The sequence below is a fragment of the uncultured Olsenella sp. genome (genome assembly GCF_959602185.1).
GTDB classification, from domain to species: domain Bacteria; phylum Actinomycetota; class Coriobacteriia; order Coriobacteriales; family Atopobiaceae; genus Olsenella_I; species Olsenella_I phocaeensis.
Genome location: NZ_CAUGRZ010000003.1, coordinates 153,572 through 173,731, shown reverse-complemented (window position 1 = coordinate 173,731; position 20,160 = coordinate 153,572). Strand labels below are relative to the sequence as shown.

18 protein-coding genes and 3 tRNA genes are annotated in these 20,160 nt (G+C 68.1%); 14 read left to right on the top strand and 7 right to left on the bottom strand.

The window, feature by feature from the left end:
* Positions 1-353: 353 nt before the first annotated feature.
* The 5 genes from Q5923_RS03705 (at position 354) to Q5923_RS03685 (ending at position 4,796) form a co-directional block, all read left to right on the top strand.
* Positions 354-812: a septum formation initiator family protein gene (locus Q5923_RS03705; RefSeq protein WP_303132222.1), complete on the top strand. Its 459-nt coding sequence runs from the start codon at positions 354-356 to the stop codon at positions 810-812.
* Positions 800-1,783, top strand: a complete 984-nt coding sequence (locus Q5923_RS03700) for a phosphatase (RefSeq protein WP_303132220.1) — start codon at positions 800-802, stop codon at positions 1,781-1,783. The genes Q5923_RS03705 and Q5923_RS03700 overlap by 13 nt, the downstream gene beginning before the upstream one ends.
* A 51-nt stretch (positions 1,784-1,834) precedes the next feature.
* Positions 1,835-1,919, top strand: a tRNA-Leu gene (locus Q5923_RS03695).
* Between the two features lie 173 nt (positions 1,920-2,092).
* Positions 2,093-3,784: a UTRA domain-containing protein gene (locus Q5923_RS03690; RefSeq protein ID WP_303132218.1), complete on the top strand. Its 1,692-nt coding sequence runs from the start codon at positions 2,093-2,095 to the stop codon at positions 3,782-3,784.
* Positions 3,777-4,796 (top strand): transketolase family protein, encoded by a 1,020-nt coding sequence (locus tag Q5923_RS03685; RefSeq protein ID WP_303132216.1) that lies wholly within the window; start codon positions 3,777-3,779, stop codon positions 4,794-4,796. Before Q5923_RS03690 ends, Q5923_RS03685 begins: the two co-directional genes overlap by 8 nt.
* A 313-nt stretch (positions 4,797-5,109) precedes the next feature.
* Here Q5923_RS03685 and Q5923_RS03680 read toward each other — a convergent pair.
* The 3 genes from Q5923_RS03680 to Q5923_RS03670 form a co-directional block, all read right to left on the bottom strand.
* Positions 5,110-5,184: transfer RNA gene (locus Q5923_RS03680), tRNA-Glu, on the bottom strand.
* Positions 5,185-5,234: 50 nt separating this feature from the next.
* Positions 5,235-6,200, bottom strand: coding sequence for a hypothetical protein (locus Q5923_RS03675; protein WP_303132214.1), 966 nt, complete (start codon positions 6,198-6,200; stop codon positions 5,235-5,237).
* Complete coding sequence (locus tag Q5923_RS03670) at positions 6,201-7,265, bottom strand: response regulator receiver protein (RefSeq protein WP_303132212.1); 1,065 nt, start codon at positions 7,263-7,265, stop codon at positions 6,201-6,203.
* 403 nt (positions 7,266-7,668) lie between these two features.
* Here Q5923_RS03670 and Q5923_RS03665 point away from each other — a divergent pair, with 403 nt between their 5' ends.
* Positions 7,669-8,883: an iron-containing alcohol dehydrogenase gene (locus Q5923_RS03665; RefSeq protein ID WP_303132210.1), complete on the top strand. Its 1,215-nt coding sequence runs from the start codon at positions 7,669-7,671 to the stop codon at positions 8,881-8,883.
* A gap of 141 nt (positions 8,884-9,024) precedes the next feature.
* Here Q5923_RS03665 and Q5923_RS03660 read toward each other — a convergent pair whose 3' ends face one another.
* Positions 9,025-9,807, bottom strand: a complete 783-nt coding sequence (locus tag Q5923_RS03660; RefSeq protein WP_062531589.1) for a GntR family transcriptional regulator — start codon at positions 9,805-9,807, stop codon at positions 9,025-9,027.
* A gap of 146 nt (positions 9,808-9,953) precedes the next feature.
* Here Q5923_RS03660 and deoC point away from each other — a divergent pair, with 146 nt between their 5' ends.
* From deoC to Q5923_RS03645, 3 genes are all read left to right on the top strand, one after another.
* Positions 9,954-10,685: a deoxyribose-phosphate aldolase gene (deoC, locus tag Q5923_RS03655; protein WP_062531590.1), complete on the top strand. Its 732-nt coding sequence runs from the start codon at positions 9,954-9,956 to the stop codon at positions 10,683-10,685.
* A gap of 96 nt (positions 10,686-10,781) precedes the next feature.
* Positions 10,782-11,222, top strand: coding sequence for a kinase/pyrophosphorylase (locus Q5923_RS03650; protein ID WP_197414982.1), 441 nt, complete (start codon positions 10,782-10,784; stop codon positions 11,220-11,222).
* Positions 11,223-11,259: 37 nt separating this feature from the next.
* A complete protein-coding gene (locus Q5923_RS03645) occupies positions 11,260-12,081 on the top strand; it encodes an ElyC/SanA/YdcF family protein (protein WP_303132205.1) in 822 nt (273 codons plus the stop codon).
* Between the two features lie 164 nt (positions 12,082-12,245).
* On the opposite strand, the gene Q5923_RS03640 is transcribed toward Q5923_RS03645, so the two are convergent.
* Positions 12,246-13,187 carry an HAD family hydrolase gene (locus Q5923_RS03640; RefSeq protein ID WP_009278366.1) on the bottom strand — a complete coding sequence of 314 codons (942 nt, stop codon included), beginning with the start codon at positions 13,185-13,187 and terminating at the stop codon, positions 12,246-12,248.
* 44 nt (positions 13,188-13,231) lie between these two features.
* Positions 13,232-14,773, bottom strand: coding sequence for a Mur ligase family protein (locus Q5923_RS03635; RefSeq protein ID WP_303132202.1), 1,542 nt, complete (start codon positions 14,771-14,773; stop codon positions 13,232-13,234).
* Between the two features lie 140 nt (positions 14,774-14,913).
* On the opposite strand from Q5923_RS03635, the gene Q5923_RS03630 reads away from it, so the two are divergent.
* The 5 genes from Q5923_RS03630 (at position 14,914) to nagB (ending at position 18,802) form a co-directional block, all read left to right on the top strand.
* Positions 14,914-14,989: transfer RNA gene (locus Q5923_RS03630), tRNA-Val, on the top strand.
* 50 nt (positions 14,990-15,039) lie between these two features.
* Positions 15,040-15,783, top strand: coding sequence for a ribonuclease PH (gene rph / locus Q5923_RS03625; protein ID WP_303132200.1), 744 nt, complete (start codon positions 15,040-15,042; stop codon positions 15,781-15,783).
* A gap of 168 nt (positions 15,784-15,951) precedes the next feature.
* On the top strand, positions 15,952-17,184 hold the full coding sequence (locus Q5923_RS03620; protein ID WP_303132197.1) for an ATP-binding protein: 1,233 nt from the start codon (positions 15,952-15,954) through the stop codon (positions 17,182-17,184).
* Positions 17,185-17,256: 72 nt separating this feature from the next.
* Complete coding sequence (rdgB, locus tag Q5923_RS03615) at positions 17,257-17,895, top strand: RdgB/HAM1 family non-canonical purine NTP pyrophosphatase (protein ID WP_303132195.1); 639 nt, start codon at positions 17,257-17,259, stop codon at positions 17,893-17,895.
* 172 nt (positions 17,896-18,067) lie between these two features.
* Positions 18,068-18,802 carry a glucosamine-6-phosphate deaminase gene (gene nagB, locus Q5923_RS03610; protein ID WP_009278371.1) on the top strand — a complete coding sequence of 245 codons (735 nt, stop codon included), beginning with the start codon at positions 18,068-18,070 and terminating at the stop codon, positions 18,800-18,802.
* 144 nt (positions 18,803-18,946) lie between these two features.
* Here the strand turns inward: nagB and Q5923_RS03605 are convergent, their stop codons facing one another.
* Positions 18,947-20,023, bottom strand: coding sequence for a Xaa-Pro peptidase family protein (locus Q5923_RS03605; protein ID WP_303132193.1), 1,077 nt, complete (start codon positions 20,021-20,023; stop codon positions 18,947-18,949).
* Positions 20,024-20,160: the final 137 nt, after the last annotated feature.

The window sequence follows — 20,160 nt, the reverse complement described above, 5'->3', positions numbered from 1 at the left end:
GCATGGCCATATCCCAGAACCCAGGCGACACCAATCCCATGGGTCGCGCCAGCGACGCCTCCGGTCATAATGCGAAGGCGTCGGGGCGCAGGCGCGGTCACGCGCGCGATCCCAGGCCCCTCCGCCAGGAGGGGGGTCGCTCGAAGCCGCGCGATGCGGGCCGTGACGCCAGCCAGGTGCCGCCGACCGTGGGGCGTGTCTCCGCGGGCGCCCTGGCCGTTCGTGGCGTCCGGGACGGTGGCGCGCGCGGAGCTGGCAGGGCGACCAGGCCCGCCGACGAGCGCCCGTCTCGCATGCAGCCCCGCGCTGCCTCGCGCGACGAGGCGCGAGCTTCCGAAGAGGAGCCCTCCGCCTTGGCGAGGCGAATCTCCGCCCTGTGCGAGCTGAGCCCCGCCGACGTGGCCGACTCGGCCCGCGGCCTGGGCAACCGCCTGCTGGGGCACAGGGTGGCCCTTGTCGTCCTGGTCGTCCTGGTCGTCGTGGCAGCCTCGCTCTATGGTCCCGTCAAGGGCTATTACGCCGCGCGTCGCAGCGGCGAGGACCTGCAGAGGAGGTACGACGAGCTGAGCGAGAAGAACGACTCTCTCCAGGGCGACCTCAAGAGCCTGACGTCCAAGGAGGGCATCGAGGACGAGGCGCGCAAGCGCGGGTACGTCCAGGAGGGCGAGACCAGCGTGACCGTCGAGGGCTTGGACGGCCAGGGGAAGGCCGACCCCTCCGCCCCGGTCGAGTACCAGGACACGCGGGCGTGGCCCACGAAGGCCCTCGACTTCGTCTTTGGCTACGACCCGGAGGCAGTATGGGACGAGTAGCCTGCATCGACGTCGGCACGGTGACCGTGCGCCTCGCTGTGTGCGACGTCGAGGGTGGCCGCGTGAGGCGCATGGCCAAGACCTCGACCATATGCAACCTGGGCGAGGGCCTCTCTGCAACCGGCAGGATCGGCGATGCCGCCAGGGCGCGCGTCCTCGACTGCGTGGACCGCTACCTCGCCAACGCCCGACAGGCCGCGGCGCGGGTCGTCTGCTGCACGCTCACCTCTGCCGCGCGGGACGCCTCCAACTCGGCCGAGCTCGAGGGCGACCTCATCGCACGTGGCCTCCTGCCCGAGGTCATCGCCGGCCGCGTCGAGGGCTCGCTTACCTTCCTGGGCGTTGCGCAGGACTTCCCCGACGAGCGGATCCTGGTGGCGGACAACGGCGGCGGCTCCACCGAGCTCGCCGTGGGCAGCCTGGGCGAGAGGGGCCTGCGCCTCGAGGCCGTGACCTCGGTGGACGTGGGATGCCGCCGCGTGACCGAGCGCTTCCTGCCAGGGGACGGCCCGGCGTCCGACGACCAGGTCGCTGCCGCCCGCGCGTTCTGCCGCGGACCCTTCGAGACGGCGTTCGAAGGCGAGGGCCTGCGCGACCGTGCCAGTCGCCTGGTGGTCACCGGCGGCACCGTCACCAGCCTGGTCGCCGTGCGGGACTCGCTTGCCCCCTACGACCCCCTGCGCGTGCACCTGCGCGAGCTGGGTCGGGACGACGTGGAGGCCCTTGCCGCGCGCCTCGCCGCGCTTTCCCTGGGCGAGAGGGCGGGTCTGCCTGGCCTGCAGCCCAAGCGCGCCGGGGTGATTCTGGGCGGGGCGCTGGCGGTGGCGGAGCTCATGGCGGCCACGGGCTTCGAACGCCTCACGGTGAGCGAGAGTGACCTCCTCTTCGGCCTGGCTATCTGTGCCGAGGCCGTGCGCGCGGCCGAGGAATCCCCCCTGGGCTGGCGTCCGCGCCTGGCCTCGCTGCGCTAAGATTTCCCTTGTCGCGCGGATCGCGTCGCGGTCCGCGTTCGCGTGGCCTTCGGGGGCGTGGCGGAATTGGCATACGCAGGGGACTTAAAATCCCTCGCCGCAAGGATTGTGGGTTCGAACCCCACCGCCCCTACCAGCCATCGCCTGCGTGCGGGCGTGCGCAGCGCCCTGCCGCCGTCCCTCTCGCCTGGAGCTCCTCCTTTTTCGTGGTTCTGGCCGTCGTGGACTATCCTGTACACAAGTTACCTGTACAGTAGTTGTCCTGTATTCGACCTATCCATGTCATGGACCAAAGCGAAAGAGGATTCCGTGAGAGAGCAGCGCTTTGGCTTTCCGACGCTTCCCGACCCCTCCGCGCCGGACGTCAGCTGCAGCCTGACGCAGCCCGTGCTCGCCTCGGAGGGCCCCCTGCACGCGCAGCTCGCCTCGGCGCTCCGCCAGGCCATCGCCACGAGGGAGTGGCGGCAGGGCGACGCCATCCCGTCCGAGTCCGAGCTCATGGCGCGCTACGGCCTCAGCCGCGGCACCGTCCGGCGAGCCATCCGCACCCTGGTCGAGGAGGGGCTGCTCGTCAGCCGCAAGGGGAGCGGCACCTTCGTCACGGAGGGCGGCCTCGCCCGCCCCAGCGTGCTGAGGCCCCTCTCGTTTGCCACCCTCCTGCACGAGCGCGGCGTGGCCTACGTTACCGAGGTGCTTGCCAAGGAGGTCGTGGAGGCACCGCGCAGCGTGGCCAGCGAGCTGGGCATCGCCCCCTCGAGCCCCGCGCTCTTCATGCGTCGGCTGCGCTCGTCGGGCGGCTCGCCCCTCCTCTGCCAGGAGAGCTGGTCGAACCTCTGCGCCTGCCCGGGCCTGGACGAGGCGGACTTCGCGCGCGAGTCGCTCTTCGACGCCGTCGAGCGCTGCTCGGGCCGCAGGATCCTGCGCTCGAGCGTGCGTTACCTCTCCTGTCCCGTGGACGAGGAGCACGCCGCCTATCTGGGCTGCGACGACGGAGACCCCATCCTGGTCCTGGAGCAGAACATCCAGCTCGAGGACGGCACGCCCATAGAGTGGAGCCTCACCTGGCTGGGGCCGGGGCAGTCCGTGGCGGGCATCTCGTTCCAGGACGACGGCGCGGTGCTCCTGGGCGGGGGCATCCCCCCTGTGGGCGCGGCCGACGGGAGGGCGCTGCGCCGCAGGCTCGAGCTGGGCGCCCTCGGCGTCCGTCGTGGCGTGGCGCAGATCGCGCACCGATACTCGGACACCCCCTTCCACATGGGCGGGGCCCTCTCCATGGCCGAGCTCGTGGCCGTGCTCCTTGGGGACGTGATGCGCACGGGTCGCGACGGCACCCCCTGGGAGCGGCGCGACCGCCTCGTGGTGTCGAAGGCGCACTGCTCGATCGCCCTGTACCCGGCCATGCTCGAGGCGGGGCTCATCTGCCAGGACGACCTTGACCGGGGGCTCTTCGGTCCCGAGGCGGTACTGTTCAAGCACCCTCACCGCGACCCCGCCCGCGGGATCGAGACCTCCGGCGGAAGCCTGGGCATGGGCCTGGGCTATGCCGCCGGGCTCGCCCTGGCGCTCAGGAGGCGGGGGCTGGACTCGCGGGTCTTCTGCGTGGTGGGCGACGGCGAGTGCGACGAGGGGTCCATCTGGGAGTCGGCGGGGTTCGCGGCCTTCAGGCGGCTCGACAACCTGACCGTGATCGTGGACGCCAACGGGATGCAGCTGGACGGGTCGACCTCAGACATCCTGGACAACGGACCCATCCAGCGCAAGTTCGCCTCCTTTGGCTTCGAGGTGTGCGAGGTGGACGGTCACGACGTCATGGCCCTGCGCGCCGCCCTCAGGGCACGCTCGGCCCGGCCTCGCGTCGTGGTGGCGCGCACGGTGAAGGGCAAGGGCCTCTCCTTCGCCGAGATGAGGGTGGAGTGGCACGACTGCGCCCTGGACGACGAGCTGTACGTGCGTGCCATGGAGGAGCTGGACGCCCGCGAGAGGGAGATCTGCGATGAGTGAGAGAGGCGCTGGCGCGCTGGCAGGCGGCCGGGGCGAGGGCGGAATGCTGGTCTCGCCCGAGGAGGCGGCGCGCTTCGCCGGCATGTCTCACAAGGCGGTCTTCGGCGAGGTGATGGAGGGGCTCGCCCGTGGCGGCGACGAGCTCTCCGTCGTGGTGTCCGACTACGGGCGCCGGCTCAACCTGGGCGGCCTCCGCGAGCTCTGCCCCGAGGCCTTCGTGCAGTGCGGCATCGCCGAGCAGAACCAAATCGAGGTCGCGGCCGCCCTGGCCAACGAGGGGTTCTGCACCTTCGCGCCTTCGTATGCGACCTTCATCACGGCGCGCGTCCTGGACCAGATCCGCGTGAACCTGGGCATCATGCGCTCGCCGGTGATGCTGGTGGGCGTGAGCTGCGGCTGCGACTCGGCGATCCTGGGGGCGAGCCACATGGCCCTGGAGGACGTCGCCTGCGTGCGGTGCATCCCCGGCATGGTGGTTGCGAGTCCGGCGGACAACGCCGAGTTCGCGGCGGTGCTGCGCTGGCTTGCCGCCAACCCGCGTCCGGCCTACGTGCGCATGAGCGAGCCCCTGGCCAATCTGCATCCCGACGGCGTGGACTCTCTCGAGGGACTGGACGCGCTGCGTGGGGCGGAGAGCCCCGACGTCGTGATGGTTGCGAGCGGGACCATCGCGGCGACGGCGGTGGGGGCCGCGGAGGCCTTGGCGACACGGGGCGTCGAGGCGCGCGTGCTCGACCTGCTGATGGTGAAGCCGCTCCCTGGGGAGTCGCTGCTGCGGCAGGTCGCCGGCGCGCGCCTGGTGGTGACGCTCGAGGAGCACAGCGTGGTGGGGGGTCTGGGCGGAGCCGTCTCGGAGCTCCTCGCCGAGCGTGGCCTGGGCGTGCCCCTGCTCAGGCTGGGCATGCCGGACGCATACCAGGCCGCCGACACGAGGGAGAGGGTCCTCTCGCTTTGCGGCCTGGACGTCGAGGGTGTGGCGGCGTCCGTGCTCGGGCGCCTGGCGTCGCTGTAGTGGCGGCGGCCTGACGGCGCGCCCGCGGCTGGTTGGGCTGTAGGGTGCCGGCGGCTCGTTCGGTGGCATCGGATGAGGGGGACTGACGGTGCGATTAGTGCACACAAACTGGGAAATGCAAAAATACTGCAACTAGTTACCTGGGATTTTTCCATAATGCACCAAGTTTGTGTACACTAATTTGCCTGGATGGACGCTGGTGCAGCCTCGAGGTGCACTGCATCGTCGCCAGCCTCCCGCAACCGGAATGTGACCAGAGGCGCAAAAAGTCGAGCCCGCCGGCAGCTGCCAGGCGGGCTCGCTTCGCTTGCGATGGTGCCCCCAACGAGACTCGAACTCGTGTCGTCGCCTTGAAAGGGCGATGTCCTGACCGCTAGACGATGGGGACGCGGGCCAAAGTATAGCAAAGTCGCAGGCGCGTCCCCTCCGCGTCCCCGTCTACCAGTCGTAGCCGGTCTTCCGCGCATAGTCGCGCGCCGCGCCCTCGATTTCGGGGATGTCCTCCGCCCAGGCGGGCAGGTCGGGCACGTCCACGATGACGGGGTCGGCCTCGTGGACGGCCAGTGACGCCTCCTCGTAGCTGTAGGGCTGCGCGCAGGGCCGGTCGGGCATGTAGGTCTCCTTGAGCACGGGGCGGAGCAGCGCATAGGCCGCCCCCTCGCTCAGGCGGCTGTAGCCCAGGAGCGCGCGCCGCGCGGCACCGAGGCGTCCCAGCTTGTAGAGGAGGATCACCCTGCCGAGGGCCGACCAGGAGTCCCCCCTGCGACCGAGCCTGGCGTCGAGCGCCTCGAAGCCCTCCTCGTCCTCCAGGCGTGCCAGGGCGAGCGCGCTGGTGTGGCGCGCGCCGAGGAAGTCCGATGGCGCGTCGCGCAATAGCCCCTGCGCCCACTCGTCCGCCTTGCGGTAGCGGGCGGAGTCGAAGAGCGCCCTTACGATCGCCGCGCGCATGCGCAGGCGGGGGCGGGCAAACACGTCGTCCCAGGCGTCCGCAGCGCCTCCGTCGGACCAGGACGGCTCGGGCGAGTCGTCGAGTATGTCCAGCAGCAGCTCGAGGTAGGGGTCGACGTCCAGGTCCTGCGCGATGGCGTCCAGGAGCCGGGCATCCGTGCACTGTGGGTCGACCGCAAGCGCTGCCGCGCAGTCCTGGCGCATGCGCGCCATGCGCCGCTGCCGCGTTTGCAGGTAGGCGTCATCGTCCAGCAGGTCGTCGTCCTGGCGGGAGGTGTCGTAGCGCTCGAGCGCCTCCTGCACCAGCAGCAGCGCCTCGTCGTCCTTCCCGTCGACGAAGGAGCTCGGGTCCTCGCGCACGGCCAGGAGGAGCTCCGCGTACCCGCTGGACGAGAGCCCCAACGCGATGCTGCGCTTCTGGGCGAGCCTGAGCACAAGCTCCTCGTGCGCGTCCACCTACTCCGCCTCCCTGCCGACGCCCCACTCGACCTCGTCGGCAAACACGTGGGCGCGCTCGTCGTGGCCCAGGCGCCCCAGGCATTCCTCGCGCAGCCACGCGCCCAGGGCACCGCGCCCCTCCTTGTCGCGACCCTCCTGCAAGAGGACGGTGCCCTCGGATATGGCCAGGATGAGTTCGTCCTCGCTCCTGGGCTGCGTGACCAGGCGAGAGAAGACCCCATCTGGGAGCTCGCGCTGTATGGCCAGGGCCGAGAGGGCGTTGGGATGGGTCTCGGCGAGCCTCGTGATGGCGTCGCGCGCGCCGACCAGGTCGTGGCTCTTGTAGGCAAGGGCGATGCGCGCGAGCTGCGTCCAGGCGTCCTGCGTCGCGGGCATGCCGCGCCGCGCCTCGATCTGGGCGCCCTTTCGACAGAGCTCCTCGAGCCCCTGCTCGTCCTCGACCTTCGCAAGGGCGATGAGCGCGGTGTACCTCACGTCCGCCTCGTCGTCGGGGTCGATTCGCATGAGCTCGCGGGCGATGTCGATGGCGTCCTTGTTGCGGCCGCAGATGACTGCCTTGCTCGCATGCATGGCGCGCCAGCGGATGAAGGGCCGCAGGGCCAGGTTGGCGGCGATCCTGCCGCGCTCCCCGCCCTCGCGCTTGAGCGCGTGCTCGTGCTGGCGCAGGCACCATGCGCGCACGTCGTCGCCCTCGGTCCTGAGGAAGTCATAGTAGCCGTCGAAGGAGGCGATCTGTGACGCCTGCTGCATGCGCAGGGCGTCGAAGCAGTGCTCGTCGAGGAGAAGTGCCTCGTCCAGGAGCTCGTGGCCTTTCTTGATGAGCTCGAGGGCCTTGTCGTCGTCCGAGAAGGGAAGCTCGTAGTCTATGACCGTGGTGGCGCGCGCGACGAGGCCGAAGGCGCGGTCCGCATCGTCCTGCGGGAGCGAGTCGCGGTCCTGCGAGAAGCGGCGGCCGAATCCGGCGAAGGCCCTTGCCGCGGCAAGCGGGCCCATGCGGTCGGCGCTGCGCATGAACTGCAGGCTCAGACGCTGGTAGTCCTCCCTGTTTGGCTCGTATGCCAAGCGTGCCTCCCTTGCCTCTTCTCCCGGGTCCGAGCCCGGGAGCTGGTGCGACAATCGTAGCGGAGCGCGTCCCGCGGCGCGCGTGACGGCTGTGGCGAGCGTGGCCTGTTTGGGCTGTTATGGGGGAAGGTGGCCGGGCCTCTCTCTCGCCCAGGCATGAATATAAATGTACAGTAAATACTGGTCATTCAATTTTGTCAATACATGTAGGTAAAATATTCAGCAAGCGGGCCTTAAAAGTCGACAAGTGGTTTCGTATATCCAATTTTATTTCATGCAGGTATCCTCAGGAGGATATGGGGCTGAGCCAGGTCGCGTGCGACAGTCTGCGCGTCCTGGGGCACAGGGCCTCTCTAACCATCGCGGCCCCGCGGGGGCGGGGCCAGTTGAAGGAGGAGAGTTTATGGGACGTTTCACCAACCCGCGTGACCTGTACTTCGGCGAGGGCGCCCGTCACGAGGTGAAGAACCTCAAGGGTTCCAAGGCCATGATCGTCTCGGGCGGCGGCTCCATGCGTCGCGGCGGCTTCCTGCAGGACGTCGAGGCGGACCTCAAGGAGGCTGGCTTCGAGGTGGCCTTCTTCGAGGGCGTCGAGTCCGACCCCTCCGTCGAGACCGTCATGAAGGGCGCGGCGGCCATGAGCGAGTTCGGCCCCGACTGGATCGTCGCCATCGGCGGCGGCAGCCCCATCGACGCAGCCAAGGCCATGTGGATCAAGTACGAGTACCCCGAGTGCACCTTCGAGGACATGTGCAAGGTCTTCGGCCTGCCCGAGCTGCGCAAGAAGGCCCACTTCTGCGCCATCAGCTCCACCTCCGGCACCGCGACCGAGGTCACCGCGTTCTCGATCATCACGGACTACCAGAAGGGCATCAAGTACCCCATCGCCGACTTCGAGATCACGCCTGACGTTGCCATCGTCGACCCCGAGCTCACCTACACCATGCCCGCGAAGCTCTGCTCGCACACCGGCATGGACGCCCTGACCCACTGCATGGAGGCCTACGTCTCGACCGTCGCCTCCACCTTCACCGACGGCCCCGCCCTCCACGGCATCCGCGAGATCACCACGTGGCTGCCCGTCTCCTACACGGGCGACAAGGTGGCGCGCCAGCACATGCACGACGCGCAGTGCATCGCCGGCATCGCCTTCTCGTCGGGCCTGCTGGGCATCGTGCACTCCATGGCCCACAAGACCGGAGCGGCCTTCAGCGGCGGCCACATCATCCACGGCTGCGCCAACGCCATGTACCTGGGCAAGGTCATCCAGTTCAACGCCAAGGACGCCCGTGCCGCCGAGCGCTATGCCTTCGTCGCCAAGGAGATCCTGCACCTCGAGGGCGAGACCAACGAGGAGCTCGTCGCTGCCCTGGTCCAGTACATCCGTGACCTCAACGACAAGCTGGACATCCCCCAGGCCATCAAGAACTACGGCGAGGGCGGCGTGAAGTCCGAGACCTCCATCATCGACGAGAAGGAGTTCCTCGAGAAGCTCCCGACCGTCGCCGCCAACGCGATCGCTGACGCCTGCACCGGCGCCAACCCCCGCCAGCCGTCCCAGGAGGACATGGAGCAGCTCCTCAAGTGCGTCTACTACGACCTGCCCGTGGAGTTCTAGTTCCCGTTCCACAGAGTCGAGCATTTGGGTCCCGTCGGTCTTCCGGCGGGACCCTTCTTTCTGGCGGGGGGCACCGCAGTGCGTGCCGTCATGACGCGCGCAATCATGCGGGCGAGAGTGGCGTGCCACCTTGGCCGGGCGTCAGCCCCAGACGCGACGGAGCTCGGTGCCCTCGGTGCTGAGGCTCACGACGAGGCGGCTGCGGTCGCCGGGCTCGATGAGCACTGAGGCCTCGAACGCGCGTCCCGTGGTGTCGAAGGAGGTCCTGAGCACCCTGAGCGCCGCGCTGCCCGCCCTGACACCCAGGGCCTTCGCCTCGCGTGCGTCGAGGCAGACCGCCTCGTAGCTCTCCTCCGCTCGGGCGGGCAGGGCCCCCGAGCCCTGAGAGATGAGCGCATAGAGGGAGGTCGAGAGGTCCTCCTCGCTGAGGTTCGGGCAGAGCTCGCAGGGGACGTAGGCGATGGCGAGCTGCAGGGGGAGGTCGTTGCCCAGGCGCAGGCGTCTGATCTCCCACACGGGCGTGCCCTCGGCAACGCCGAGCCTGCGGGATATGCCGCCCGAGGCCTCGCGTCGTCTCAGGCCCAGGAGCCGCGACGCGGGCAGGAGCCCCGCAGACTCCATCTCGGACGAGAAGTTGAGGGGGACGCTGCTCTCACCGCGTGTCGTCTCTGGCCTCACAAAGGTTCCGTGGCCCCTCCTGCGCACGACACGGCCCTCGTCCACAAGGTCCTTGAAGCAGCGACGCACCGTCGCGCGAGAGAGGCCGAAAGCCTGGCAGAGCTGCATCTCGGTGGGCAGCGGTGTCGTCTCGTCGAGGGAGCCGCTGGCCATGAGCTGCAGCATGCGTTGCTTGAGCTGCTGGTAGAGGGGCAGCTGCGAGCTGTCGTCCAGGGGGCTGGATGCGATGGCGGCGAGGTTGTCCACGAGCTCCTCTCCCATGATTTGAATATATGTACGGTACATACGAACAAATAACGAGACATATCCTACATCCCCAGGCCGGGGTGGTACATTCCCGTCAGCAAAAGTACGGTAGGTGCCGTACAAAGAGACAAGAGAGAGGACATGCCATGAACCCCAGCAAGAAGGCGGCGGAGATGAGCGAGCGCGAGCTCGCGAGCTACATCGACCAGTCCGTGCTCAAGCCCGAGTTCACCGTGGAGGACATCAAGAAGTACAGCCAGGAGGGCATCGACTTCGGCTGCAAGACCATCTGCGTCAACCCCGCCTCTCTGGACATCGTCGCCCCCATGGTCAGGGGCACCAAGACGGGCATCTGCGTCGTGTGCGACTTCCCGTTCGGTCTCTCCACCACGGCGTCCAAGGCGCTCCAGGCCGAGGAGTACTGCAAGAACTACGAGATCGAGGACCTGGACATCGTGGCGAACTACGGTCGCCTGCGCTCCGGGGACCTCGACTACGTGACCGCGGACATAAAGGCAGTCGTCGACGTCTGCCACAGCTACGGCACCAACGTGAAGGTCATCGTCGAGACCGACTCCCTCACCATCGACCAGGTAAAGGCTGGCACGCGCTGCGCCGTGGCCGCGGGCGCCGACTTCATCAAGAGCTCGACCGGCTTCTACACGGGGGGCGAGCAGCGCGGCGCGACCAACGAGGTCGTCGCGGCGATGATCGAGGCGGGCGAGGGCAGGATCAAGGTCAAGGGCTCCGGCGCCATCCGCACCCGCGAGCACTTCCTCGAGCTCATCGACATGGGGATCGACCGCATGGGCGTGGGCTACCGCTCGACGCCGGTGGTGCTGGGCATGAGCGCCGATGAGGCGAGGAAGCTGGGGTAGGATCCAGCTGCGGTGGCGTCGGGCGGGTCTTGGCGCCACCGAGGTGGAAAGGCGTATGTAGCCCGTAGGTCGTCCGGCTCCATGAGGGGAGAGGCCATGTGCCGCGAAGTCGAGTTCGATGAGCTTGGGGATGGCAGCGCAAGGACAGGGGGACCATTGGTCGTGCACGTGCTCTCTGACGCGCTGGGCGAGACGGGGCTTGCGCTCGTGAGGGCCGCCGCGATCCAGTTCAGGCGCGAGAGCGTCGTCGTCTCTCGCCTAACGCATGTCGAGGGCATGGAGGAGGTCCGCCGTTACCTGGATCGCTACGTTCCAGACGGCAGTGCGACGGTGCTCTGCCACACCATACTCGACGAGGGACTGCGCGAGGAGCTCCGCCAGGAGGCGGAGGAGCGCGGCATGGCGACGGTCGACCTCCTGGGCCCTTCCCTGAGCATGCTGGAACGGCTTCTGGGCGAGGCTCCGATGGACGTGCCCGGCCTCGTCGTGGAGCGCGAGAGTAGGCTCGTCCGTAGCATCGACGCACGACGGCTCTAACGCCGGGACATGCCGGGGGAGTGACGAGGTGGCAGAGATGGCCGCAGTTCAGCTGGCTCACGACATGAACGTTCTAGCGAGGTTCCTGGGAAGGTGTGACGTCCCCACGCTGACCCGGGACGCCCTCCAGGGGCGCTATGGCTTCGCCCAGGCCGACGTGATGGCGCTCTTTGGCGGGAGCATCCTCGCAGGCGGGAACGTGCTGGCGGCGGCGATGCGCGCGGACGTCGCGAAGGCCTACGTGATCGTGGGTGGGACCGGTCACACGACCCAGACCTTCCGTGAACGCGTGCGCGGCCTCTGCCCCGACCTCGACTTCGAGGACGACGCCTGCGAGGCGGACGTCTTCGCCGCGTACCTCCGCACCAGGCACGGGCTGGAGGCGGACCTCCTCGAGCGGCGGTCAACCAACTGCGGAAACAACATCGGCTACCTGCGCGAGCTCCTGGACGAGAGGGGCGTTCCCTGTCGCTCGCTGATACTCTCGCAGGACGCCACCATGCAGTTGCGCATGGAGGCCATCGCACGGCACGACTGGCCGGACGTACTTCCCGTGAGCTATGCGACCTATGCGACGCGTGTTGTGGCGCGAGGCACGGACCGCATGAGCGAGGCGGCCGATCCTCTCGCCTGCCTGGACTTCGAGGAAGAGCCTCTGGGAATGTGGGGGCTGCGGCGCTACCTGACCCTGCTTATGGGGGAGCTGCCCCGCCTGACTGACGACGAGGGCGGTTACGGCCCGCGTGGCAGAGACTTCCTGGTCCATGTGGACGTGCCGACCGAAGTCCAGGAGGCGTTCAGGCGCCTGCGCGAGGAGTTTCCCGACTGCGTGCGCGTCGCCAATCCCAAGTTCGCGTAGCGCCGTCGCGTGGCAGCAGACCGCGTAGGAGTGGCTCAAGCACCCCATGGCGTCATGTGACTCTCGCACGAGACGAGAATGATGCGAGCGCGGCCATTGCGAACCTGCGCGTATTACAAAGCCCCTCGCACGAAATCGAATTCGTGCGAGGGGCCCTCGTCTACTTATGCCTGACGCTTGAGTTCCAGGAGCGTGCGCATGGCCTGGCAGAAGCCGTCGGTCGAGTCCTGCGCCGACACGAAGGCGTTGCCCGCACAGGCCAGCGCCGCCTGTGCCTTGGGGTTGTTGATGCCGTTGCGCATGAGCAGGAAGGTGCCCACCTCGCCTGCCATCGCGCAGTCTGCCGGGGAGTCCCCGCAGGCCAGGACCTCGGCCGGGTCCCAGCCCATGAGCTCGACGTAGCGCCTCGTGGCCGAGCCCTTGTCCAGGCCGCGTGGCGTGATGTGGTAGGTGTGCACGTCCTCGACGCGCCCGCCCTCGAAGCTAGGCAGGATGGTCTTGCCCGTGATGCGCGTCACGAAGCCGTTGTCTGCCAGGTAGAGGGGTAGGCCTGTCTCGTCCAGCATCGCCTGCGCCTCGTCCTCGATCACGGCCCCGCGAAGCGCCACCGTGACCTCGCGGTACTGGTAGCCGATGTTGTTGTCGTTGTAGGTCTCGAGGCAGTCGTACCAGCGGGCAAGCATGCGATCCACCACGCCCGTCTCCATGATCAGGTCGTGCGGGGTCTTGCCGCAGTCCTCATCGTAGGGCATCTGCGCCGTGAAGTAGTGCCACTCGGCGTCGGAGCCCTCGTGCAGGCAGAGCACGCCGCCCATCTCGCCAATCCAGCCTGGCAGGCCCAAGATGCGCGCGTCCTCGCGGATCATGGCTCGGTTGCGTCCGGTGCAGGGAATCACCTGGACGCCGGCGCGTCGCAGGTCGACCAGGGTCTGCGCGAGCTCGGCGGAGGGGGTCCCGTCCGTGGTCGAGAGCGCCTGTCCGTGGCTCACCATGGTGTTGTCGGTGTCGCTGATCACGTATTTTATGCGAGAGAGGCGCTCGGCCATGGGGTCTGGGACCTTGTTGGCGTCGACGGGGAAGGTGGGGAGCGAGAGGGCAGTGGGCATGGCGGTCCTTTCTCGGCCTGCGTTCGTCTTGTGGGAGGGTTGAGCTAGCCGCGGTCCGTCCGCGCCGTGCGTGCGGCGACGGCCCGCTCGAAGAGGGTCGCGTCGGTCTCGCAGGGAACGAAGGAGTCCCCCTCGTGCTGGCGGGTCTCGTCTCCCTTCGCGAGGAGGCATACCACGGCCCCGCGTGGGCTCTGGAACGCCCGTTCGACCGCACGCCCAATGGCGTGCGGGCGGTTGACGATGACCTCGAAGTCCTGGCCCTCGGGTGTGGCCGCGGCCATCTGGGCACAGATCTCCTCCACGGGGTCGTGCGCTGGATCCTCCTCCGTGTAGACGACGAAGTCCGCCCAGCGCGACGCCTCCTCGGGGAGCTCCCGGCGCCGCTCGTAGGCCTTGCCTCCCGGTGCGCCGAAGACGGCGATGACCTCGCGGCCGGGGTACTCCTTGGCCACCGAGGCGAAGAAGCGCTGGTACGACAGCTTGTTGTGGGCGTAGTCCACGATGCCGGTGATGCGGGGGTCCGACGTGCGCAGGAGCTCCATGCGACCGGGGACGCGCACGTGCGCAAGGCCAGCCTTGACCTGCTCTTGCCCGATGCCCAGCACCTCGCAGGCGGCGATGGCGCAGAGGGCGTTCTCGGCGTTGAAGAGGCCCGCAATGCCCACCTCGACCTCGCCCTCCCAGCTGGGGGTGTGGACGAAGAGGCGAATTCCGGAGTCGGAGGGGCGCGGGTCCCTACACCATACGTCGGCGTCGGAGCCGGCGGCATCCCCGTCTGCGAGGAAGGTCACGACACGCTTGCAGCGGCCCGCCGCCGCCAGGACCTCGTCGGCGTGGTCGCTCCCCAGGTTCACGACGGCCACCCGGGCCTGCTCGAAGATGCGCAGCTTGCTCGCGAAGTAGTCCTCGAAGTCGGGGTGCTCGCGCGGCGATATGTGGTCACGGCCGATGTTGAGGAAGCAGGCCACGTCCAGACCTAGCCCCACGACGCGCTCGTACTTGAGCGCCTGGCTCGAGACCTCCATGGTCAGGTAGGGAAGCCCGCTTCGCGCGGCGTTGGAGACGTGCCGCCAGAGGTCGGGCGGCTCGGGGGTGGTGTTGACGCTCTCGGCGCTCTCGACGCCGTCGAAGGTGTCGATCGAGCCCATGATGGCGCTCTGGGGCGTGTCGTGGCACGCGTCCAGGATCGCCCGGAGCATGTAGGCCGTCGTGCTCTTGCCCTTGGTGCCAGTGATGCCCACGACCTCAAGCTTGTTGTCGGGGTGGCCCCAGCAGGCAGCGGACGAGAGGGCCATCGCCGTGCGGAGGCCGTCGTCGCGCACGACAAGCGCGGAGACGTGCGGCGCGACTGCCGCGAGCTCGTCTGCGCGGGAGTCATCGCAGAGGTAGGCCACACACCCGGCCTCGAGCGCCCGCTCAAGGTACGCCGGCTTGAAGGCGGCGCCCTTGCAGACGAAGAGGTGGTCTGGCCCGGCGAAGCGGGAGTCGCAGTCTGCCCCGGTGAGCGAGACGGACGCAGCGTCAACGGACTGCGGGCCACGTGCCAGCAGTCCGTGGTCGCGCAGCAGGGACGCGATGGATTTCACTGTGGCGTTCATGCCTGACAGTATACGACGCGAATGGTCGGGAGGAACCCGCGGGCGAGGTGCGACGCAGGCCATGGCGCCTGGCGTGCGCCTCCCGAGCAGGTGCCGCATGGCCCCTCCGTGCTACACTTTGCCCCTACGGGCGATTGGCGCAGCGGCTAGCGCAGGTGCCTTACACGCACAAGGTCGGCGGTTCGAATCCGTCATCGCCCACCATCGCATCCAGGACGGGCCCCGCGGGGCCCGTCGTCATATGGGGAGGAACCATGGGAGCATCCGATGCGCGCGAGCTCGTCCGTGCGAACGGCCGTGCCGACGACCAGCTGAGGCCCGTCACGCTCACGCGCGACGTCATGAAGAACGCGGACGGCTCCTGCCTGGTGGAGTTTGGCGACACGCGCGTGCTCTGCGCCGCGACGGTGGAGGAGGGCGTGCCGGCCTGGCGCAAGGGCCAGCATGCGGGCTGGGTGACCGCCGAGTATGCCATGCTCCCCGCGGCGACCAACACGCGCGGACGCCGCGAGTATCGCGGGCGCAAGGGGCGGTCGATGGAGATCGAGCGCCTGGTGGGGCGCAGCCTCAGGGCGGCGTGCGACCTGGGGAGGTTGGGCGAGTACACCGTGACCTGCGACTGCGACGTCATCCAGGCGGATGGCGGCACGCGCACGGCATCCGTGACCGGGGCCTGGGTGGCTCTGCACGACGCGCTGAGGTCCTACATGGAGGCGGGACGCATCTCTCGCCTGCCCCTTACCGGCCAGGTGGCGGCAATAAGCATGGGGCTCGTCGGGGGCAGGCTGCTGCTCGACCTCGACTACCCCGAGGACTCGCACGCACAGGTGGACATGAACCTGGTCGCCACGGGTGACGGCGGGATCGTGGAGCTGCAGGGCACCGGCGAGCGCTCCACCATGGACCGCGACCAGCTGAACGGCCTCCTCGACCTCGGGCAGGCGGGAATCGCCCGCTTGGTCGAGCTGCAGCGCAAGGTGACGAACTTCGGCGCATAGGGGAGGGGCCCGGGGCGGATGCTGCGCCGGCTCTGCAAATCAGGGAATCTTAACGTTGAAAATCAGGGAATCTCAATGTTGAAAATCAGGGAATCTCAACTCGAAAAATCAGGTATAGTTGCAGTTAAACGAAGCGTATATCCATCCTGATAGTAGGAGGTCAACGGCTTGATTCCCCGAGACATCTCGCGGGCCATCAGAGAGGCGCTGGAAGAGTATCCAGTGGTGTCGTTGACGGGCGCCCGGCAGACGGGCAAGAGCACTCTTCTGAGGAGCATGCTTCCCGACTGGACCTATCTCTCGTTCGAGGACCCTGACCTGCGTGCGCTGGCTCGGGACGACCCGCGAGACTTCCTCGCCCGCCATGCCCGCCACGTGATTCTGGATGAGGCGCAGCGCGTCCCCGAGCTCTTCTCCTACCTCCAGACAGTCGTCGACCAGACCGGTGACGCCGGCCAGTTTGTGGTCTCTGGCTCCCAGAACTACCTCCTGCTCGAGCAGGTGTCCCAGAGCCTGGCGGGTAGGGTGGCGCTCGTGACCATGGCACCGTTGACGCGCGCCGAGCTGCTGGCGGCCAGGCCGGGAGACCTGTCGGCGCCAGAGAAGGGCGCGCGCCTCCTCGACGCCGTTCGCAATGACAGGTGGGCTTGGGTGCTGTACGGTGGCTATCCGCGACTGTATGACTACGGAGTGCATCCCGCGCGGTACTTCGCTGACTACGTACGGACTTATGTGGACCGTGACGTACGCGAGGAGCTGCGCGTCCTCAAGCTGGCCGAGTTCGAGCGCTTCATGGGGTTGTGCGCCGCACGTGCGGGGGAGCTGATCAACTACTCGGCCCTGGCAAGTGACGCTGGGGTCGACGTGAAGACTGCGAAGTCGTGGATCTCGGCCCTGAGCGCCAGCAACATCCTGTTCGAGCTTCGGCCTTACAGCTCGAATGCCAATGCACGTCTCGTAAAGTCGCCCAAACTCTATTTCATGGACACAGGCCTCCTGTGCCACCTGCTGGGAATCGACGACACGGAAGCGCTGGCTGCATACGCGAAGCGTGGCAACGTCTTCGAGAACGCCGTCATTGCCGAATACGCCAAATGCGTGCAGTCGTCGAGGGGACGGCTACACGCGTCCTTCTACAGGACCAGCGGCAGGGACGAGGAGATCGACCTGGTCATAGAGAGGGGCCTCACGCCCTTCGCGGCGTTCGAGGTCAAGTCGAGCGCGACCTACAACTCGAAGTTCTTCAAGAACGTGAGTTCCGTGGGAGAGGCCCTTGACATACCCCCCGAGCGACGTGGCGTCATCTACAACGGCGACCAGGTCATGGTGGGAGGCACCCGCGGCCTGCTCATCACGCCCGACCAGATTCCAGGCGTCGTGGACGAGAGCATCTTCGGCTAGCCTTCGAGCGGCGCGCCCCACGTGACGTTGGAGGTGCCGCACGCGACGGACCAACTCCCAAAGGAGGACCACATGTCGGATGTAGCAGACGCAGGAAGCCTGGACCCGGCCACCACCATCGTGGTGGCCACGGGCAACGCGCACAAGCTCACGGAGATAGAGGCAATCCTCTCCCAGAGGCTCGAGGGATATCGCTTCGTGGCCCTGGGCGAGCTCGGCGACTTCCCTGACCCCGTCGAGGACGGCGAGGACTTCTTCCAGAACGCCCTCATCAAAGCACGTGCCGCCTTGGACGAGACGGGCCTCTCCATGGCCGTTGCCGACGACTCTGGGCTCTGCGTCGATGCGCTCGGCGGTGCCCCCGGAATCTTCTCCGCGCGCTGGGCGGGGGAGCACGGGAACGATGACGCCAACAACGACAAGCTCCTCGCCGAGCTTACGGACGTCCCCGAGCGCGAGCGCGGCGCGCACTTCCACTCCACCGTGGTGCTGGTCGAGCGCGACGAGGACGGCGAGGGGGTTCTCCGCGGCGACGGCGACGTGCCCGGGACCATCGGCTTCGAGCGCTGCGGAGCCAACGGCTTCGGCTACGACCCGCTCTTCAACGTGGCGGAGCTCCCCGGCAAGACCATGGCCGAGCTCCTGCCCGAGGAGAAGAACGCCATCTCGCACCGCTTCCACGCCCTCATGGACCTCGCGGCGAAGCTCTAGTCCGTTGTCGCGTCGGGCGGCGCGCCAGTCGCCTCCGTCCACGCCGCCGGCGCGCCCCACCCTCCGCATGCCGAGCGCTTCCTGGGGTCCGCAACCGCCCTTTCTATAATGTCCTTGTCCAAGGGCGCGGGCCCGCGCGCCGCCGCACAACGTGAGCGTCTACGGAGGAAGCATGAGAATCATTCGCGTCGCAGACTACGATGAGATGAGCAGCCGTGCGGCTGACGTCATCGCCGCCCAGCTCATCCTTGACCCCAGGAGCGTCCTGGGCCTCGCCACGGGCACCACGCCCGTCGGCGCCTACCGCCTCCTCGTCGAGAAAAACCGTCGCGGCGAGATAGACTTCTCGCAGGTCCGCACCTATAACCTGGACGAGTATCGCGGGCTCTCGCACGACGATTCCCAGAGCTACCACTACTTCATGGCCGACAACCTGTTCAAGCACGTGAACATCGACATGGCAAACACCCACGTGCCAGACGGCTCCGACCCCGACGCCGAGTCCGCCTGCCGAGCCTACGACGCCATGGTCGAGGAGGCGGGCTACCCGGACCTCCAGCTCCTGGGCATCGGCAACAACGGTCACATCGGCTTCAACGAGCCTGCCGAGGGCTTTCCCGTGGGCACCCACTGCGTCGACCTGACGCCCAGCACCATCCAGGCCAACAGTCGCCTCTTCGACGACCCCGACGACGTTCCCCGCCAGGCCTACACCATGGGCGTGGGGACCATCATGAAGTCCCGTCGCGTGCTCGTCCTGGCGAGTGGCGCCGCCAAGGCCGATGCGGTCAGGGCCATGTGCTACGGCCCCGTGGTTCCGAGCTGCCCCGCGTCTGCGCTGCAGCTGCATCCCGACTGCATCGTCATAGCGGACGAGGCGGCACTGGCCAGGTGTCCTGAGGAGTAGCCGCCGGCAGGGGGGACGCCGTCCGCTCGACGGGTGGCGGAGTCAACGCGCAAGGCGAGAGGGACGTCGCGACCAAGGTCGGGCGTCCCTCTCGCATGTCTCGGGCCCGTTGTCCCGCGCCTGCGCCGTTCGCGCCCGCGTTGACTACAGCTTTACGACGCGCGGCTCGTGGCTGTAGTGGTTGAGCACCTCGCAGCCGTCCTCGGTGACGATGAGCAGGTCCTCGATGCGCACGCCAATCTCTCCCGGGATGTAGATGCCGGGCTCGATGGAGAAGCACTGGCCGACCTGGACCGGCTCGTCGTGGGTCGCGCTGACGTCGCCGGGCTCGTGGTCCTGCAGGCCGATCTGGTGCCCCAGGCGATGCGTGAAGCGGGGGCCGAACCCGGCGTCCTCGATGACCTTGCGGGCCGTGAGGTCGATCTGGGCAAAGGTCACGCCGGGGCGCACGATGGCCTCGGCAGCCTCGTTGGCGCGGCGCACGGTGTCGTACACCAGGAGCTGGCGCTCGCTGGGACGGGCGGTGAAAAAGGTACGGGTCATGTCCGAGCAGTACCAGTCGCGCTTGCAGCCCACGTCGAAGAGGACCATGTCGCCCTTGGCCAGAGCGGTCTGGTCGGGCTCGTGGTGGGGGTCGGCGGCGTTGGTGCCAAAGCTCACGATGGGGGTGAAGGAATGGTCCTGCGCGCCAAGGCGCCGGTACTCCGCCAGCAGCCCCTCGGCTATCTGCTGCTCGGTGACGCCCTCGCGTAGCTGTGCCACGAGCCAGTCCATGGCCTGGTCATTGGTGAGGCTGGCGTCGCGCATGAGCTGGCGCTCGCGCTCGTCCTTGACGGAGCGCGCCTCGTCGACGGCGGAGGAGGCGAGCCTGAAGCCGCTCGCCGCGCCGGTGTCCATGAGGGGCAGGAGCCAGCGCGCCGCGAGCTCCTTGTCCACGCCCAGCGGCGCGTCGTGGCGCGTGACCTCGGCCACCAGGGGTATGGGGTCCTGGGTGTCGTCGAAGCCCACGACGCGGTCTGCCGCCCCCGTGGCGTCGGGGAAGAGGCGGTTGGCAAAGAGGACGGTCTGGCCCTTGCCCAGGTAGAGCGCCAGGAAGCGCTCGTAGGGCTCGGTGTAGTAGCCGGTCAGGTACCAGATCGAGAGCGGGTCGCACACCAGCATCTGCTCGAGTTCCAGCGACTCGAGTCCCTCGAGCACGCGTTCCTTGCGTTCCTGGTTCATGGGTCCTCCTCGTGATGGGCCGCGTTCTGGCGTGCTGGCCTGGGGTCGCGCTGCCCGAGGTGCCGTCTCGGCGCGTTGCGGCTGTCTACCTTTGGTGAATACTCACCTGCTGATATACACTCAAAGACTGCATGGTA

Excerpts from the sequence above, each read along its gene's own strand:
- Q5923_RS03700 (WP_303132220.1), top strand. The coding sequence starts at position 800 with ATGGGACGAGTAGCCTGCATCGACGTCGGCACGGTGACCGTGCGCCTC.
- Q5923_RS03685 (WP_303132216.1), top strand. The coding sequence starts at position 3,777 with ATGAGTGAGAGAGGCGCTGGCGCGCTGGCAGGCGGCCGGGGCGAGGGC.
- Q5923_RS03665 (WP_303132210.1), top strand. The coding sequence starts at position 7,669 with ATGGGACGTTTCACCAACCCGCGTGACCTGTACTTCGGCGAGGGCGCC.
- deoC (WP_062531590.1), top strand. The coding sequence starts at position 9,954 with ATGAACCCCAGCAAGAAGGCGGCGGAGATGAGCGAGCGCGAGCTCGCG.
- Q5923_RS03650 (WP_197414982.1), top strand. The coding sequence starts at position 10,782 with ATGTGCCGCGAAGTCGAGTTCGATGAGCTTGGGGATGGCAGCGCAAGG.
- Q5923_RS03645 (WP_303132205.1), top strand. The coding sequence starts at position 11,260 with ATGGCCGCAGTTCAGCTGGCTCACGACATGAACGTTCTAGCGAGGTTC.
- Q5923_RS03640 (WP_009278366.1), bottom strand. The coding sequence starts at position 13,187 with ATGCCCACTGCCCTCTCGCTCCCCACCTTCCCCGTCGACGCCAACAAG.
- rph (WP_303132200.1), top strand. The coding sequence starts at position 15,040 with ATGGGAGCATCCGATGCGCGCGAGCTCGTCCGTGCGAACGGCCGTGCC.
- rdgB (WP_303132195.1), top strand. The coding sequence starts at position 17,257 with ATGTCGGATGTAGCAGACGCAGGAAGCCTGGACCCGGCCACCACCATC.
- nagB (WP_009278371.1), top strand. The coding sequence starts at position 18,068 with ATGAGAATCATTCGCGTCGCAGACTACGATGAGATGAGCAGCCGTGCG.
- Q5923_RS03605 (WP_303132193.1), bottom strand. The coding sequence starts at position 20,023 with ATGAACCAGGAACGCAAGGAACGCGTGCTCGAGGGACTCGAGTCGCTG.